Genomic DNA, 14,794 nt, shown 5'->3' with positions numbered 1-14,794 from the left:
CTGGCTCACGGACGGCTCCTGTGAATGGGTGTGTGACAACCTCATTCTGGCACACTGATGCCGTAGGGGGCCGTCCACCCCATCACCACAGGGAGAAGTTGCGGCACGAGGTGGTCACTCCGAGTCGTCGCAAAACATCTCCCCGTGGTTATGGGTCCCGGATCTGCGCGCGCTTAGGGCGCGCTTGTCCGGGACGACGACAAGAAACAAGAAACAAAACGGGAAGAAACACATGAGCAATCCTGATCTGGTGATCCGCGGCGGCACCGTCGCGGACGGTCGCGGCGGCGAGCTGTTCGAGGCTGATGTCGCCATCACCGGCGGGAAGGTCAGCGAGGTCGGCAAGGTCTCTGGCAAAGGTGCCGAGGAAATCGACGCACGCGGAAAGCTGGTGACGCCGGGTTTCGTCGACGTGCACACCCATTACGACGGTCAGGTCACCTGGAGTCAGGACATCACGCCGTCCTCGCAGAACGGCGTCACCACCGCGATCATGGGCAATTGCGGCGTCGGCTTCGCGCCGTGCAAGCCCGCCGACCACACCCGCCTGATCCAGCTGATGGAAGGCGTCGAGGACATTCCCGAGCCTGTCCTGAGCGCCGGCATTCCCTGGGCGTGGGAGAGCTTTCCGGACTACATGAACTGGCTCTCCAAGCGCGATTTCGACATCGATGTCGGCGCGCAGCTGCCGCATGCGGCGCTACGGGTCTATGTCATGGGCGAGCGCGGCGCACGCCGCGATCCCTCGACCGCCGAGGATAATGCGGCGATGGCCAAGCTCGCGGGCGAGGCGGTGCGCTCCGGCGCGCTCGGCTTCTCGACCTCGCGCACGCTCAACCACCGCACCTCGACCGGCGACTTCACACCGACGCTGAAGGCCGGCGAGGACGAGCTCACCGCGATCGCCGGGGCGATGCACAGCCAGGGCCGCAGCGTGCTGCAATTCGTGCTCGATCTCTCCACTATCCACGAAGATTTGCCGATGATGTTGCGGGTCGCCGACACGACGAAGTGCCCGATCTCGTTCTCGATCACACAGAACGACAGATCGCCAAACCGCTGGCGCCAGACGCTGGACGAGATCAATGCAGCGGCGAAGCGCGGCCTCTCCATCACCGCGCAGATCGCAGCGCGCCCGGTCGGCCTGCTGCTCGGGCTCGAGCTGTCGCGCAATCCGTTCCAGACCCATCCGAGCTACAGGGCGATCGCGCATCTTCCCTTGAAGGAGCGGCTGGCACGGCTGCATCAGAGCGATGTGCGCAAGGCGATCCTGAGCGAGACGGCAACCGCCACCGACGATCCACTGTTCTTCCGGCCCAACTACGACAAGATGTTTCTGCTCGGCGATCCCCCCGATTACGAGCAGCCGCCGGAGAACGCACTGGGGCCGCAGGCGCGCAAGCAGGGCCGTCAGCCGGAAGAGCTCGCCTATGATGCGATGCTGTCGGACGAGGGCCGCGGCATGCTCTACGTGCCGTTCCTCAACTATGCCGACGGCAATCTCGACGCGACCCGCGAGATGCTGATCGACCCCCAATCGGTGCCGGGCCTGTCCGACGGCGGCGCGCATTGCGGCATCATCTGCGATGCGAGCTTCCCGACCTATCTGCTGACGCACTGGACGCGCGACCGCACGCGCGGCGAGAAACTGTCGATCCCGTTCGTGGTCGCGGCGCAGTCACGCAAGACCGCGCTCTCGGTCGGCCTCACCGATCGCGGGCTGATTGCGCCCGGCTACAAGGCCGACGTCAACGTGATCGACTATGACCGCCTGCATCTGCATCCGCCGAAGGTGCACTACGATCTGCCGGTTGGCGGGCGGCGCCTGTTGCAGGACGTCGACGGCTATGAGGCGACGATCGTCTCAGGCGTGGTGACGCGCCGGCAGGGCGAGGCCACGGGCAGGCGGCCGGGGAAGTTGATTCGTGGGGCGCAGGGGCTCGCGAGCTAGCGGCGTTGTTGCTTACCCTCCCCTGGAGGGGTCCGGGACGAGCGTAGCTCGCCCGTAGGTCGGCTCACACGGAGCGCAGGCGAAATGTGAGACGGGGTGGGGTGACAGTCTCTCCCCAACCAACGGTGCCCGAGCGGAGAGATCACCCCACCCCGCTCGCGCTTCGCGCGATCGACCCTCCCCCTCCAGGGGAGGGTAAGAGAGCAGCCCCTTACGTCGGCGACACCACGCCCTTCAGCGCAGCTGGCTGCGGGGCGGCACCGCGCATCAACCTTGCCTTTTCCGAGTTCGGCCACAGCAGCAGCAGGCCGAGCAGGCCGGAGCCGACCATGATCACGGCGTTGATGGTGAAGCCGGCCATGTAGCCATCGACCGTGCTGCCGGCACGCTGGATCATCGCCCCCATCACGGCCGGCGCGATGATGCCGGCGAGCGTGTAGAGCGCACCGTAGATCGCGAGGATCGCGCCACGCTGCGACGTCGGCGTGAACTCGCCGAGCATCGGCGGGCAGACTACATAGATCGCCCCGCACAGGCCAGAGCCGACCACGAGCAGCGCGATCTGGAGGCCCGCGCCCTGAACGTGCGGCATCGTCGCCAGAATCAACCCGCCGATCACCAGCGGCACCGAGCCGAGCACGCCGCGCGCCACGCGGGTGTTGTAGCCGCGCGCCATCATCACCTGCGAGATCCACCCGGTGAGAATGACGATGGTGGCGCCGAACACCCAGGGCAGGATCGAGATGAAGCCGGCTTGGCTCTGCGAGAAGCCGAGCCCCTTGACGATGAACGGCGTGAACCAGGTCAGGCCGAGCGAGAGCGCCCAATAAGCCCCGAAGGTCGCCGCGACACAGCCGATGAAGGTGCGAGAGGTGAGAAGCTGCAAGTAAGGGATCTTCTGCTCGGTCGCGGCCAGGACCTGCGTGTCCTCCAGCGGGCCTTCCTTGCCGAGCGCGAGCCAGGCACAGACCCAGATCAGGCCGACGACGCCGAGCGCGCCGAAGGCGTAGTGCCAGGAATGGTTGACGATAATCCAGTTCAGCGCCGGCACCGCCAGGATCACGCCGAAGGCCGAGCCCTGCGACAGGATCGCGGTCGGCAGCGTGCGCTTCTCGTCGGGAAACCATTTGTAGATGGCGTGCGCGGCGACGGAGAAGGCCGGGCCTTCGCCGGCACCCAGCACGATGCGGCAGATCAGCAGCGTGGTGAAGGAGACGGTGCCAACCATCGGAAACTGCGCCAGCGCCCAGATCACTGCGAGCACGAGCAGCACCCAGCGCGTCGGCACCTTGTTGACGATGAAGCCGACCACGATGGCCGCGATCGAGAACAGGAAGAAGAACGAGGAGCCGAGCAGGCCGAACTGCTCCGGGGTGAGCTTCAGATCGGTCATGATCGGCACGCCGGCGAGACCGACGACGATCTTGTCGGCGAAGTTCACGACCATGAAGAGGAAGAGGAGAAACGTGACGGTCCAGGCGCCCTTTGGCGTTCCCTTGGTCCCGATCGCCTTGCCGGCTACCTCCGTCGTTCCCTCAACGCTCATGATTCTCCCCCGTCGATGTCTTTTGGCACTTTTTTGATTTGGCTGTCTTGGGAGCTAACAACGGCTTCGAGACCAACGCAACCCGGCATTTCCGCAGCAAGTGTGCTACGCAGCAATTCCGCTCATTCCGCCCGGCGTCATTCATCGTGTTGAGCATCAAGAATCTCTCCAAGACCTTCTCCTCGGCCGGCGAGCCGGTCCATGTGCTGCGCGGCGTCGATCTCGACCTCAGGGCCGGTGAACGCGTCGCGCTGACGGGTGAGTCCGGCAGCGGCAAGAGCACATTGTTGCACCTGATCGCGGGACTCGATGCCGCCGATGGCGGCGCGATCCGGCTAGAGGACATAGAGGTCACCGCGCTGTCCGATGCAGGGCGCGCCAGCTTGCGGCGCGACCGGATCGGTCTGGTTTTTCAGCAATTCAACCTGATCCCGAGCCTGTCGGTCGCGGACAATCTGGCCTTTCAGGCGCGGATCGCCGACCGTCACGATGCAGCCTGGACCAAGGAGCTGGTCGAACGGCTCGGGCTCGGCGCTCTCCTGAAGCGCTATCCCGAGCAATTGTCCGGCGGCCAGCAGCAACGGGTCGCGATCGGCCGGGCGCTGGCGACAAGGCCGTCGCTACTGCTGGCGGACGAGCCGACCGGCAATCTCGATGAGGCCACCGCCGAGAACGTGCTGGCGCTGACGCGCGACCTCGTCGCGCGCACCGGCTGCGGCTTCCTGATGGTGACCCATAGCCTGCATCTGGCCGGCACGCTCGACCGCCATCTCACCCTGCATGCGGGGCGGATCGCATGAGACGCGCGCTCTGGGTCCTCGCGGTGCTGCTCAGCCATTGGCGGCGTCACAAGATGCAGTTCGCGACGCTGCTGGTCGGGCTGATCGCGGCGACCGCGCTGTGGAGCGGCGTGCAGGCCATCAACCAGCAGGCCCGCAACGCCTATGACCGCGCCGCAGCGACGTTCGGCGGCGTCCGCACCGCGATGCTGGTGGCGCCCCAGGCAGCGACCTTTCCGCAGGAATTGTTCATCAAGCTCCGCCGCGCCGGCTGGCCGGTGTCGCCGGCGCTGGAGGGCCGGGTCCAGATCAACGGACGTTCGGTGCGGCTGCTCGGGATCGAGCCGGTCACGCTGCCGGTCGAAATCGGCAACGCACCGCGTCTCGGTGCTGCGGATTTAGGCAGCTTTGTTGCACCGCCGGGCCAGACATTGGTGGCACGGGAGACGTTGAGCGACTTGCAGGAAGCAGAAGGCGCGGCGCCCCCGATCAGCAACGGCGCGAAATTGCCGCCACTACGCGTGCTGCCGCAGCTCGCGCCCGGCGTGCTGGTGGTCGATATCGGCGTGGCGCAGGGTCTGCTGAACAAGCCGGATCAGCTGTCGCGGCTTCTGATCGGCAAGCCCAAGAGCAAGCCTGCGCCGCTGGCAAGCGTGGTCGGCGACCGATTGCAGCTGGTCGAGCCGAACGCGGAGAGTGAGCTGGAACGCCTCACCGACAGCTTTCACCTCAACCTCACGGCGTTCGGCCTGTTGTCGTTCTTCGTCGGCCTGTTCATCGTCAACTCGGCCGTCGGCCTCGCTTTCGAGCAGCGGCTGCCGATGCTGCGAACGCTGCGCGCCTGCGGCGCCTCGGCGCGGCTGGTCAACACCGTGCTGGTGATCGAGCTCGTGGCGCTGGCGCTGATCGCCGGCCTGATCGGGCTCGTCTGCGGCTATTTCATCGCGGCCGTGCTGCTGCCCGACGTCGCGGCGTCACTGCGCGGGCTCTATGGCGCACAGATCCCGGGGCAGCTGACCTTACAGCCTGAATGGTGGCTCGCCGGCATCGGCATCAGCATTGCGGGCGCGCTCGTAGCGGCGGCGACCAGCCTGATCAAGGCGATCAGGATGCCGGTGCTGGCGACCGCGCAGCCGCACGCCTGGCAGCAGAGGCAGCGCCGCTGGCTGATCCTGCAGAGCTGTGCGGCCTGCGCCGTGTTCGCGGTCGCGCTGCTGTTGCTTCAGTACGGGCAATCGCTGATCGCGGGCTTTGGCGTGCTGGCGGCGCTGATGTTCGGCGCGGCGCTGATCCTGCCGGCGCTGCTCGAGATCATGCTGCTCGCGGGTCAGCGCGCCGCGAGAAAGCCGCTTGCGCTGTGGTTCTGGGCGGACAGCCGGCAGCAGCTTTCCGGATTGTCGCTGGCGCTGATGGCGCTGCTGCTCGCGCTCGCCGTCAATGTCGGGGTGTCCACCATGGTGGAAACCTTCAGCCGCACCTTCCTCGGCTGGCTGAACGGACGGCTCGCAGCCGACGTCTACATCAGCGCCTCCGACAATGCGCAAGGCGTTGCCATCCGCAACTGGCTGCGCGAGCGCAGCGACGTGCAGGCGATCCTGTCGGGCGGCCGCGCCGAGGCGCAGGTTCAGGGCCAGCCGGTGGAATTGCTCGGCCTGCCCGATCACGCGCTCTATCGCGAGCGCTGGCCGCTGCTGGAAGCCGCGCCGCGCGGCTGGAGCCGGCTCGTGCCGGGCAATGCCGCCTTCATCAGCGAGCAGCTCAGCCGCCGCCTCAACGTCCGCATCGGCGACGTCGTCGAGGTGCCGGCACCTAGCGGGACATGGCAGCTCGACATCGTCGGCATCTATGCCGATTACGGCAATCCCAGGGGGCAACTCACCGTCAACGTCGCGGCGCTGATCCGGCAGTTTCCGCAGACGCCACAGACGCGGATCGGCCTGATCGTCGCGAAGGAGAACATTCCCGGCCTGATCGCGGCCTTGCAGAAGCAATTCGCACTCGACGACCGCAGCGTCGCCGACCAGGCGACGGTGAAGGCGGAATCGATCCGCATCTTCAACCGCACCTTTGCGGTGACATCGGCGCTGAACGCATTCACGCTCGGTGTCGCCGGGATCGCGCTGTTCACGAGCCTGCTCACGCTGGCGAACTCCCGCCTGCCGCACCTCGCGCCACTGTGGGCGATCGGCATCACCCGGCCGCGCCTTGCCGCGATCGAATTGACCAAGACGCTGTCGGTGGCGCTGTTCACGGCGCTGCTCGCCGTGCCGCTCGGCCTCCTAGTGGCGTGGTGCCTGATCGCGATCGTGAACGTGAAGGCGTTCGGCTGGCGGCTGCCTTTCCACGTATTCCCGCTGCAGCTGGTTGAGCTGGTCGCGGTCGCGCTGCTCGCGTCGCTGCTTGCGGCGCTGTTGCCGGTGGCACGGCTGGCGCGGATGCAGCCGGAAAATCTCGTCAAGGTGTTTGCCAATGAGCGCTGATCGCATGTCGCGCCGCGCCTTCGCCGGCGGCTTCGCCGCGCTGGTGCTCGCACGCCGCGCCAGCGCGCAGGGCTATGCCGGGCTCGGTGAGAAAGCGGATGGCTTTGGGAAGGTGACGCCGGGAAAGCTGTTTGCCTTTCCTGGCGATCACGGGCCGCATCCGGAGTTTCGTATCGAATGGTGGTATCTGACGGCAAACCTCGTCGATTCCAGCGGCGCGGCGTGCGGCCTGCAATGGACGCTGTTCCGTCAGGCGGCGCAGCCGGGCCCGCAAGGCGAAGGCTGGGCCAATCAGCAGGTGTGGATGGCGCACGCCGCGGTGACGCGCGCCGACACCCACCGCTTCAACGAAGTCTTTTCACGCGGCGGCGTGGGGCAGGCCGGCGTCACGGCAAAGCCGTTCGATGCCTGGATCGATGATTGGGAGATGAAGGCCCTCGAGCGCACCGACGACCGTACTTTGGCGCCGCTGGCGCTGAAGGCGTCCAGCACCGATTTCAGCTACGCGCTGACGCTGGAGGCCGCTCGCGCTGTGGTGTTGCAAGGCGATCGCGGCTTCAGCCGCAAGTCGGAGCGTGGGCAGGCGTCCTATTATTACAGCCAGCCGTTCTACCGCGCCCGCGGCACGCTCACCATCGACGACAAACCGGTGGACGTGACGGGCCAGGCCTGGATGGACCGCGAATGGAGCAGCCAGCCGCTCGACGCCGACCAGACCGGCTGGGACTGGCTGTCGCTGCATCTGTCGTCAGGCGACAAGCTGATGCTGTATCGGCTGCGACAGAAGGACGGCAAAGACTATCCGTTCGGCAACTGGATCAGCGCTGCCGGCGAAACGCAGATGATCGCGGGCGACGACATTCAGATGATCCCGAAGGCGACGGCGGAGGTTGCGGGACGCAAGCTGCCGGTGGAGTGGCAGATCGCGATCCCGTCGCGATCGTTCTCGATCCACTGCAAGCCGCTCAATCCCAGGGCCTGGATGGGGACCGGCTTCTCCTATTGGGAGGGGCCGATCAGCTTTGCCGGGACGCATGATGGCGTTGGCTATCTCGAGCTGACCGGGTATTGAAGCGCGGTCTGTTTGAAGGAACCAGCGATGTATCATTTCACCGCCCTCGTCACGCTGCTGGCGATCGCGTTTTATTTCTTCACCGCCATCAACGTGTCGCGCTCGCGCACCAAGACCGGCGTCAAGGTGCCGGCGATGTCGGGCCATCCGGATTTCGAACGCGCCTTCCGCATCCAGATGAACACACTGGAATGGATGCCGATTGTCCTGCCGGCGCTCTGGCTATTCGCGATCTATATCGGCGACGGCATCGCGGCAGCGATCGGCGCGGTCTGGATCATCGGCCGCGTCGTCTACTTCATCGGCTATACGAAGGCGGCAGCAAAGCGCGGCACCGGCTTTGCGATCCAGGCGCTCGCCGCCATGGCGCTGTGGGCGGGGGCGCTGGGAGCGGTGGTGTTGCGGATGGTGTGAGGGATGATCTGCGGCCCCACGTTTCGCTGTCGTCCCGGACAAGCGTAGCGAAGCGGAGCGCTGATCCGGGACCCATACTCACAGGGAGAGGTTTGGCGAAGACTCGAAGTTATCAGCCCGCGCAACAACTTCCCCCTGGGGTTATGGGTCCCCGCGTTCGCGGGGACGACAGAGAGTTTGTGGTCGAGCGTGGGTCCCGGCTCTGCGCAGCAGCGTTTCACGCTGCAGCGCGTTCGGGACACGAGAGCCGTCACTTCGTCAGCGGGCAGCCGCTTTCCTTGGCGGTGAAGAAGGCCTTCTCGCCGGGGACGGTGGCGAGCAGCTTGTAATAGTCCCAGGGCTTCTTCGATTCCGAGGGTTTCTTGACCTCGAACAGATACATGTCGTGGACCATGCGGCCGTTCTCGAGCACCTTGCCGCCCTGCGCGAAGTCATCGTTGACCGGGAGTTCCTTCAGCTTCTTGGCGACGGCTTCCGGATCCTTGGTGCCGGCGGCCTTGACCGCCTTGAGATAGCTCAGCGTCGCGGAGTAGGTGCCGGCGTGGATCATGCTCGGCATCCGGCCGGTGCGCTTGAGGAAGCGTTCGCCGAGATTGCGGGTCTTGTCATTGAGATCCCAGTAATAGCCCTCGGTCAGCACCAGGCCTTGCGCGGCCTGCAGGCCGAGGCCGTTCACTTCGGCAAGCGTCATCAGCAGGCCGGCAAGCTTCTGCCCGCTGGCGACGATGCCGAACTCGGACGCCTGCTTGATCGAGTTGGTGGTGTCGAGGCCGGCATTGGCGAGACCGACGATCTTCGCCTTCGAGCTCTGCGCCTGCAGCAGGAACGAGGAGAAGTCCGACGAGTTGAGCGGCACGCGCACCGAGCCGACCACCTTGCCGCCATTGGCGGTGACGATCTCGCTGGTGTCCTTCTCCAGCGCGTAGCCGAAGGCGTAGTCCGCGGTGAGGAAGAACCAGGTGTCGCCGCCGGCCTTGGTCAGCGCACCACCGGTGCCGACGCCGAGCGCGCGGGTGTCGTAAGCCCAGTGGAAGCCGTAGGGCTGGCACGCATCGCCGGTGAGTCGCGAGGTCGCCGCGCCGACGACGATGTCGATCTTCTTCTTTTCCTTGGAGAGCTCGTGGATCGCGAGCGCGACCGAGGAGGTCGTCAGCTCCGTGATCATGTCGACGTTCTCGACGTCGTACCAGCGCCGCGCGATCGAGCTCGCGAGGTCAGGCTTGTTCTGGTGGTCGGCGGTGACGAGCTCGATCTTCTGGCCGAGCACCTCGCCGCCAAAATCCTCGATCGCCATCTTGGCCGCCTCGACCGACCATTTGCCGCCGTAATCGGCATAGACGCCGGATTGGTCGTTGAGGATGCCGATCTTGACGCCTTGCGCGGAGGCCGGCGCCGCCAGCACCAGAGCAGAGGTTGCGACGGCGGCCAAAAGTGCTGATTTCATCTGTTAGCTCCCAGCAGTTTTCTGTTTTGAAATCGCGCGGATACTAGTGAAGAACCCCGCGCCTGCCCATCCATTTCAAGTTGGTCGTTAGTATGGGCGTGTGCCAATTGGCATCGCGGGTGGCGCGACAAAATGAGCTGTCGTCCCGGACGAGCGAAGCGAAGATCCGGGATCCCGGCGCGAGCGCTTGCGCTCGTCGCCATAACCACAGGGAGAGGTTTGGGGCGAAGCTGGTCACTCCGGGTCTTCGCCAAACTGCTCCCTGTGGCTATGGATCCCCGCTTTCGCGGGGACGACACCGTGAGTGAGGGGAAGCAAGTGGCCGCCACCGACAACTAGGGGCCCGCCACCTGCGGCTTCTTCCCCTCGCTCCGCCCTTCCGCCAGGTTCCGCACCACCACGTAGAAGATCGGCGTGAACAACAGGCCGAACAGGGTGACGCCGATCATGCCGAAGAACACGGCGACGCCGACGGCCTGCCGCATTTCCGAGCCGGAGCCGCTCGATATCACCAATGGCAGCACGCCGAGGATGAAGGCGAAGGACGTCATCAGGATCGGTCGCAGGCGCAAGCGGCAGGCGTCGATCACCGCCTCCAGCCGCGGCTTGCCTTCGTTCTCGATGTCGCGCGCGAACTCGACGATCAGAATCGCGTTCTTGGCCGCCAGCCCCACCAGCACGACGAAGCCGATCTGGGTGAGAATGTTGACGTCCTGGCCCATGATGCGCACGCCGATGGTGGCAGCGAGCAGGCACATCGGCACGATCAAAATCACCGCGAACGGCAGTGTCCAGCTGCCATATTGCGCAGCGAGCACGAGGTAGACGAACAGCACGCAGATCGGAAACACGTAGAGGCCGGCATTGCCGCCGGTGATCTGCTGATAGGACAGATCGGTCCATTCGAAGGTGAAGCCGCTCGGCAAGGTGTCGTCCGCCAGCTTCTTGATGGTGTTGAGCGCCGTGGTCGAGCTGGTGCCCGGTGCCGGCTCGCCCTGGAGCTCGGACGCCGCATAGAGATTGTAGCGCGCGACGCGGTCGGGACCCGAGACGTCCCTGAACTCGACCACGCTGCCGAGCATCACCATGTCGCCGGCGGCGTTGCGCGTGCGCAGGCGTGCGAGGTCGCTCGGCTCTTTCCGGAACGGGAAGTCGGCCTGCGCGGTGACGTGATAGGTGCGGCCGAACAGGTTGAAGTCGTTGACATAGGTCGATCCGAAATAGCTCTGGATCGTGTCGTTGATATTGGAGATGGGAACGCCGAGCTTCTGCGCCTTGGTGCGGTCGATGTCGACGAAGAGCTGCGGCGTGTTGGCCGAGAACGGCGAGAACACCGTGGGGCCGAGCAGCGAGGGCGATTTGCGCGCCGCGGCGACGAGCTCGTCGGTGGCCGCGGCGAGCAACTCAGGCCCGCGGCCCTGACGGTCCTGGATGCGGATGGTAAAGCCGCCGCCGGTGCCGATGCCAGGCACGGCCGGCGGCGGAATCACGATGATGAAGGCGCCTTGGATCGCCTGCAGCCGCTTGCGCAGCTCGCCGGTGATGGCGTTGGCCGTCAATCCTTTCTTGATCCGCGCCTCCGGTTCATCGAACACCGGGAACAGCGCCGCGGCATTACCCGCCTGCGTGCGCGTCGCGCCGGAAAAGCCGGCAAAGGCCGCGACGCGGACGATGCCAGGCGTGTCCAGCGCGATCCGCTCGATCTCGCGCACGACCTCGGTGGTGCGCGCCAGCGATGCTGCTCCGGGCAATTGCACGGAGACGATGACATAACCGCGGTCCTGCGCGGGGATGAAGCCCTGCGGGGTCGTCACGATCAGCCAGCCGGCGCTGCCGATCAGCGCGACGTAGATCAGGATCATCACCACCGCATGGCGGATGACGAAATCGGCGAGGCCGGCATAACCATGCGCCAGCCGGTCGAACACACGATTGAAGAGCGCGGTGAAGGCACCCCACGCCCGCGCGATGACATTCCAGCTTGCCGGCGGCCGCTTCTCCTCGTGCGGCACAAGGATCTGCGAGGCCAGCGCCGGCGACAGTGTCAGCGAGCAGAAGCAGGAGATCGCCGTCGCAACCGCAATGGTGACGGCGAATTGCTGGAAGAACTGCCCGGAAATACCGCCCAGAAACGCGGTCGGGACGAACACCGCGCACAGCACCAGCGCGATCGAGACCAGCGCGCCGCCGACCTCCTCCATGGTCTTGAGCGCGGCGTCGCGCCGGCTCATGCCGTGCTCGAGATGGCGCTCGACATTCTCGACCACCACGATGGCATCGTCGACCACGATACCGACGGCGAGGACGAGACCGAACAAAGTGAGATTGTTGATCGAGAAGCCCAGCGCCGCCATCACCGCGAAGGTGCCGACCAGCGACACCGGGATCGCGATGATCGGAATGATCGCGGGCCGCCAGCCCTGCAGGAACACCAGCACGACGATGACCACGAGCAGCATCGCCTCGTAGATGGTCTTGATCAACTCGTGGACGGACTGGGCGATGAACTCGGTCGGGTTATAGCCGATATTGTAGTCGAGGCCTTTCGGGAAGCTCTCCTTGAGCCTCGTCATGGTATCGGAGATGTTCTTTGCCGTCGCGAGCGCGTTCGATCCCGGCCGCTGCGTCACCAGCATGGCGACGGCGGATTTGCGCAGCAGGAAGCTGTTGGTGCTGTAGGCGAGCGCACCGAGCTCGATGCGGGCGACGTCACGCAACCGCACCACGCGGCCGTCGGAGCCGGCCTTGATCAGGATGTCCTCGAACTGCTTCTGGTCCTTCAGGCGCCCGGTGAAGGTGAGGTTCGGCTGGAAGGCGCGATCGGCGATCGGCGGCTCGGCGATCTGGCCGCCCGCAATCTGCACATTCTGGGCACGGATCGCGGCCAGAACCTCGGCCGAGGTCAGGCCGAGATTGGCAATTCTATCGGGGTCGAGCCACAGCCGCATCGAATAGTCGCGCGCGCCGAAGATCTGGATGTCGCCGACGCCGTCGAGGCGCAAGAGCTGGTCGCGGACCTGCAGCAGCGCGTAGTTGGAGATGTAGAGCTGGTCGAAGGTGTCGTCCGGCGACAGCATGAACACGACCATCAGGATGTCGGGCGAGTTCTTGCGGGTGGTGACGCCGTTGCGCTGGACCTCCTCGGGCAAGCGCGGCTGCGCGATCGCGACGCGGTTCTGCACCAGCACCTGGGCCTTGTCGAGGTCGGTGCCGAGCTTGAAGGTGACGGTGATGGTGAGCTGGCCGTTCGAGGTGGCCTGGCTGTAGAGATACAGCATGTCCTCGACGCCGTTGATCTCCTGCTCGATCGGAGCTGCGACCGTGTCGGAAACGGTCTGCGCGGAGGCCCCGGGATATTGCGTGGTGACGACGACGGTCGGCGGCACCACTTGCGGATATTCGGACACCGGCAGCGTGGTGTAGGCGATCGCGCCGACGATCAGGAGAACGATCGACAGCACCATCGCCAGGATGGGCTGGTTGATGGAGAGACGACCGAGATTCATGACTTGCCACCGGCCGGGGCTTGCGCGGTCTGCGGGGCTACCTTGGCACCGACACGGGCACGCTGGATGCCGTTGACGATGACGCGATCCTCGGCCTTCAATCCTTCGCGGATCACGCGCAGGCCGTCATCCAGCGGCCCGAGCACCACGGGACGCGCCTCGACGGTGTCGTCGGGTTTCACCACGAACACGATCTTGCGGGACTGGTCGGTCGCGACGGCAGCATCCGGAACAAGCAACGCCTCATAGGGCGCGCTGCCGATCAGCCTGACACGCCCGAACTGGCCCGGCAGGATCGACAGATCGGTATTCTTGACCACGGCGCGGCTGCGTAGCGTGCCGGTCGAGACGTCGAGCCGGTTGTCGAGGAAGTTGATGGTGCCTTCATGCGACGGCTTGGTTTCGCCGGCCAGTGTCACCTGCACCGGATTGGCCGTATCGCGCGAGCTCGGACGCCGCCCTTCGAACCACAGCTTGCTGTATTTGATGAAGGTCGCCTCATCCATGTCGAAATAGACGTAGATCGGGTCGAGCGTGACGATCGAGGTCAGGAGGGTCGAAGAGCCATTGTCGCTGCCCTGCACGAGATTGCCGGGGCTGACGAGATGGCGGCTGACGCGGCCGGTCAACGGCGCCGCCACATGGGTGAATTCGATGTTCAGTCTGGCGGCTTTCAGCGCGCCTTCAGCCTGCACCTCCGCCGCATGCGCAGCTTGCAGGGCCTGGCGGCGCTGGTCGACGACCTGCTCGGAGACGGCGCTGGTCTGCACCAGGCTGAGGCCGCGGTCGAGCTCGCGCTTGGCAAGCTCCACCTTGGCGCGGGCATCCGACAGCTGCCCTTCCGCCTGCGTGGCCACCGCCTCGAACGGACGCGGGTCGATCACGTAGAGCAGGTCGCCCTGACGCACGATGGCGCCGTCCTGGAATTCGACCGAGTTGACGAAGCCGCCGACGCGCGGGCGCACCTGCACCTCCTCCACCGCCTCAAAGCGGCCGGTGAACTCGTCCCAATCGGTAACGGTGCGCTTGACCGGCTGGGCGACCGTCACGGGCGCCGGCGGCGGGGCAGCGCCTTGCGAGGCGGGCTGCCCGCAACCGGTGAGCGCGAATGAAGCGACGAGGAGACCCGCTAGTACGCAATGCCGCGGCTGGACGAATTCGTGCTTTTTGACAAGTCGCTCGCTTCCATCCGGTCCAGCCATCCCAGGTCCTCGCATCGTCCGCATGTCAAAAGCCGCGGAAAAGGCAGGGTAGGCATTTACCCGCGGGCGTCCCAAGATGGGTGGAGTTGATGACCACTTCAAGACCAAAGCGCGTGCAGGGCTTCCGAGCGCGCCCTGACCGGATGGCGGGTTGACAGGGGGGTGAGTGGAGCTCTCTCGCGCGATGCGAGACCGGTGACGAAGGCACGACGCCACCCTCCCCTGGGTAGGCTATCGCGTTTGGATTTCGTGAGGGCCGCGGGCTTGCTCCGCCTCTCCCGCTTGCGGGAGAGGCCGACGCGCTCGCAGAGCGCGGCGGGTGAGGGTTGTCACCACTCGGGGACATCGTCCGCAATTCTCAACAATCCCAATGCGGAGACAGCCCCCACCCCAGCCCTCC

Annotated in this window: 9 protein-coding genes; 5 read left to right on the top strand and 4 right to left on the bottom strand. The window is 65.7% G+C overall.

Annotation, left to right across the window (positions count from 1 at the left end; all coding sequences use genetic code 11):
- The first annotated feature begins 232 nt into the window (after positions 1 to 232).
- On the top strand, positions 233 to 1,951 hold the full coding sequence (locus GGD66_RS40810) for an amidohydrolase family protein (protein WP_183262229.1): 1,719 nt from the start codon (positions 233 to 235) through the stop codon (positions 1,949 to 1,951).
- Between the two features lie 211 nt (positions 1,952 to 2,162).
- Here GGD66_RS40810 and GGD66_RS40805 read toward each other — a convergent pair whose 3' ends face one another.
- Positions 2,163 to 3,497, bottom strand: coding sequence for an MFS transporter (locus GGD66_RS40805; protein ID WP_183262227.1), 1,335 nt, complete (start codon positions 3,495 to 3,497; stop codon positions 2,163 to 2,165).
- Between the two features lie 146 nt (positions 3,498 to 3,643).
- Here GGD66_RS40805 and GGD66_RS40800 point away from each other — a divergent pair, with 146 nt between their 5' ends.
- From GGD66_RS40800 to GGD66_RS40785, 4 genes are read left to right on the top strand one after another with little or no spacing between them, the layout of a single operon-like run.
- Positions 3,644 to 4,297 (top strand): ABC transporter ATP-binding protein, encoded by a 654-nt coding sequence (locus tag GGD66_RS40800; protein WP_183262225.1) that lies wholly within the window; start codon positions 3,644 to 3,646, stop codon positions 4,295 to 4,297.
- A complete protein-coding gene (locus GGD66_RS40795) occupies positions 4,294 to 6,756 on the top strand; it encodes an FtsX-like permease family protein (RefSeq protein WP_183262223.1) in 2,463 nt (820 codons plus the stop codon). Before GGD66_RS40800 ends, GGD66_RS40795 begins: the two co-directional genes overlap by 4 nt.
- Complete coding sequence (locus tag GGD66_RS40790; RefSeq protein WP_183262222.1) at positions 6,746 to 7,828, top strand: lipocalin-like domain-containing protein; 1,083 nt, start codon at positions 6,746 to 6,748, stop codon at positions 7,826 to 7,828. Before GGD66_RS40795 ends, GGD66_RS40790 begins: the two co-directional genes overlap by 11 nt.
- Before the next feature lie 27 nt (positions 7,829 to 7,855).
- Positions 7,856 to 8,242 carry an MAPEG family protein gene (locus GGD66_RS40785; protein ID WP_018316810.1) on the top strand — a complete coding sequence of 129 codons (387 nt, stop codon included), beginning with the start codon at positions 7,856 to 7,858 and terminating at the stop codon, positions 8,240 to 8,242.
- A 250-nt stretch (positions 8,243 to 8,492) separates the two neighbouring features.
- Here the strand turns inward: GGD66_RS40785 and GGD66_RS40780 are convergent, their stop codons facing one another.
- The 3 genes from GGD66_RS40780 to GGD66_RS40770 form a co-directional block, all read right to left on the bottom strand.
- The gene (locus tag GGD66_RS40780) at positions 8,493 to 9,686 is read right to left on the bottom strand and encodes an ABC transporter substrate-binding protein (protein ID WP_183262220.1); all 1,194 of its coding nucleotides are present in this window, start codon (positions 9,684 to 9,686) and stop codon (positions 8,493 to 8,495) included.
- A gap of 335 nt (positions 9,687 to 10,021) precedes the next feature.
- The gene (locus GGD66_RS40775; protein WP_183262218.1) at positions 10,022 to 13,192 is read right to left on the bottom strand and encodes an efflux RND transporter permease subunit; all 3,171 of its coding nucleotides are present in this window, start codon (positions 13,190 to 13,192) and stop codon (positions 10,022 to 10,024) included.
- Positions 13,189 to 14,394 carry an efflux RND transporter periplasmic adaptor subunit gene (locus GGD66_RS40770; protein ID WP_183262216.1) on the bottom strand — a complete coding sequence of 402 codons (1,206 nt, stop codon included), beginning with the start codon at positions 14,392 to 14,394 and terminating at the stop codon, positions 13,189 to 13,191. The genes GGD66_RS40775 and GGD66_RS40770 overlap by 4 nt, the downstream gene beginning before the upstream one ends.
- Positions 14,395 to 14,794: the final 400 nt, after the last annotated feature.

Origin of the sequence: Bradyrhizobium sp. CIR48, assembly GCF_014198315.1 — a bacterium.
Lineage (GTDB): Bacteria > Pseudomonadota > Alphaproteobacteria > Rhizobiales > Xanthobacteraceae > Bradyrhizobium.
This window is presented reverse-complemented; position numbering and strand designations above follow the sequence as displayed.

What these genes read in the sequence shown, in the direction of transcription:
- GGD66_RS40805 (WP_183262227.1), bottom strand. Translation starts at nt 3,497, where the DNA reads ATGAGCGTTGAGGGAACGACGGAGGTAGCCGGCAAGGCGATCGGGACC.
- GGD66_RS40795 (WP_183262223.1), top strand. Translation starts at nt 4,294, where the DNA reads ATGAGACGCGCGCTCTGGGTCCTCGCGGTGCTGCTCAGCCATTGGCGG.
- GGD66_RS40770 (WP_183262216.1), bottom strand. Translation starts at nt 14,394, where the DNA reads ATGGCTGGACCGGATGGAAGCGAGCGACTTGTCAAAAAGCACGAATTC.
- GGD66_RS40785 (WP_018316810.1), top strand. Translation starts at nt 7,856, where the DNA reads ATGTATCATTTCACCGCCCTCGTCACGCTGCTGGCGATCGCGTTTTAT.
- GGD66_RS40810 (WP_183262229.1), top strand. Translation starts at nt 233, where the DNA reads ATGAGCAATCCTGATCTGGTGATCCGCGGCGGCACCGTCGCGGACGGT.
- GGD66_RS40775 (WP_183262218.1), bottom strand. Translation starts at nt 13,192, where the DNA reads ATGAATCTCGGTCGTCTCTCCATCAACCAGCCCATCCTGGCGATGGTG.
- GGD66_RS40780 (WP_183262220.1), bottom strand. Translation starts at nt 9,686, where the DNA reads ATGAAATCAGCACTTTTGGCCGCCGTCGCAACCTCTGCTCTGGTGCTG.
- GGD66_RS40790 (WP_183262222.1), top strand. Translation starts at nt 6,746, where the DNA reads ATGAGCGCTGATCGCATGTCGCGCCGCGCCTTCGCCGGCGGCTTCGCC.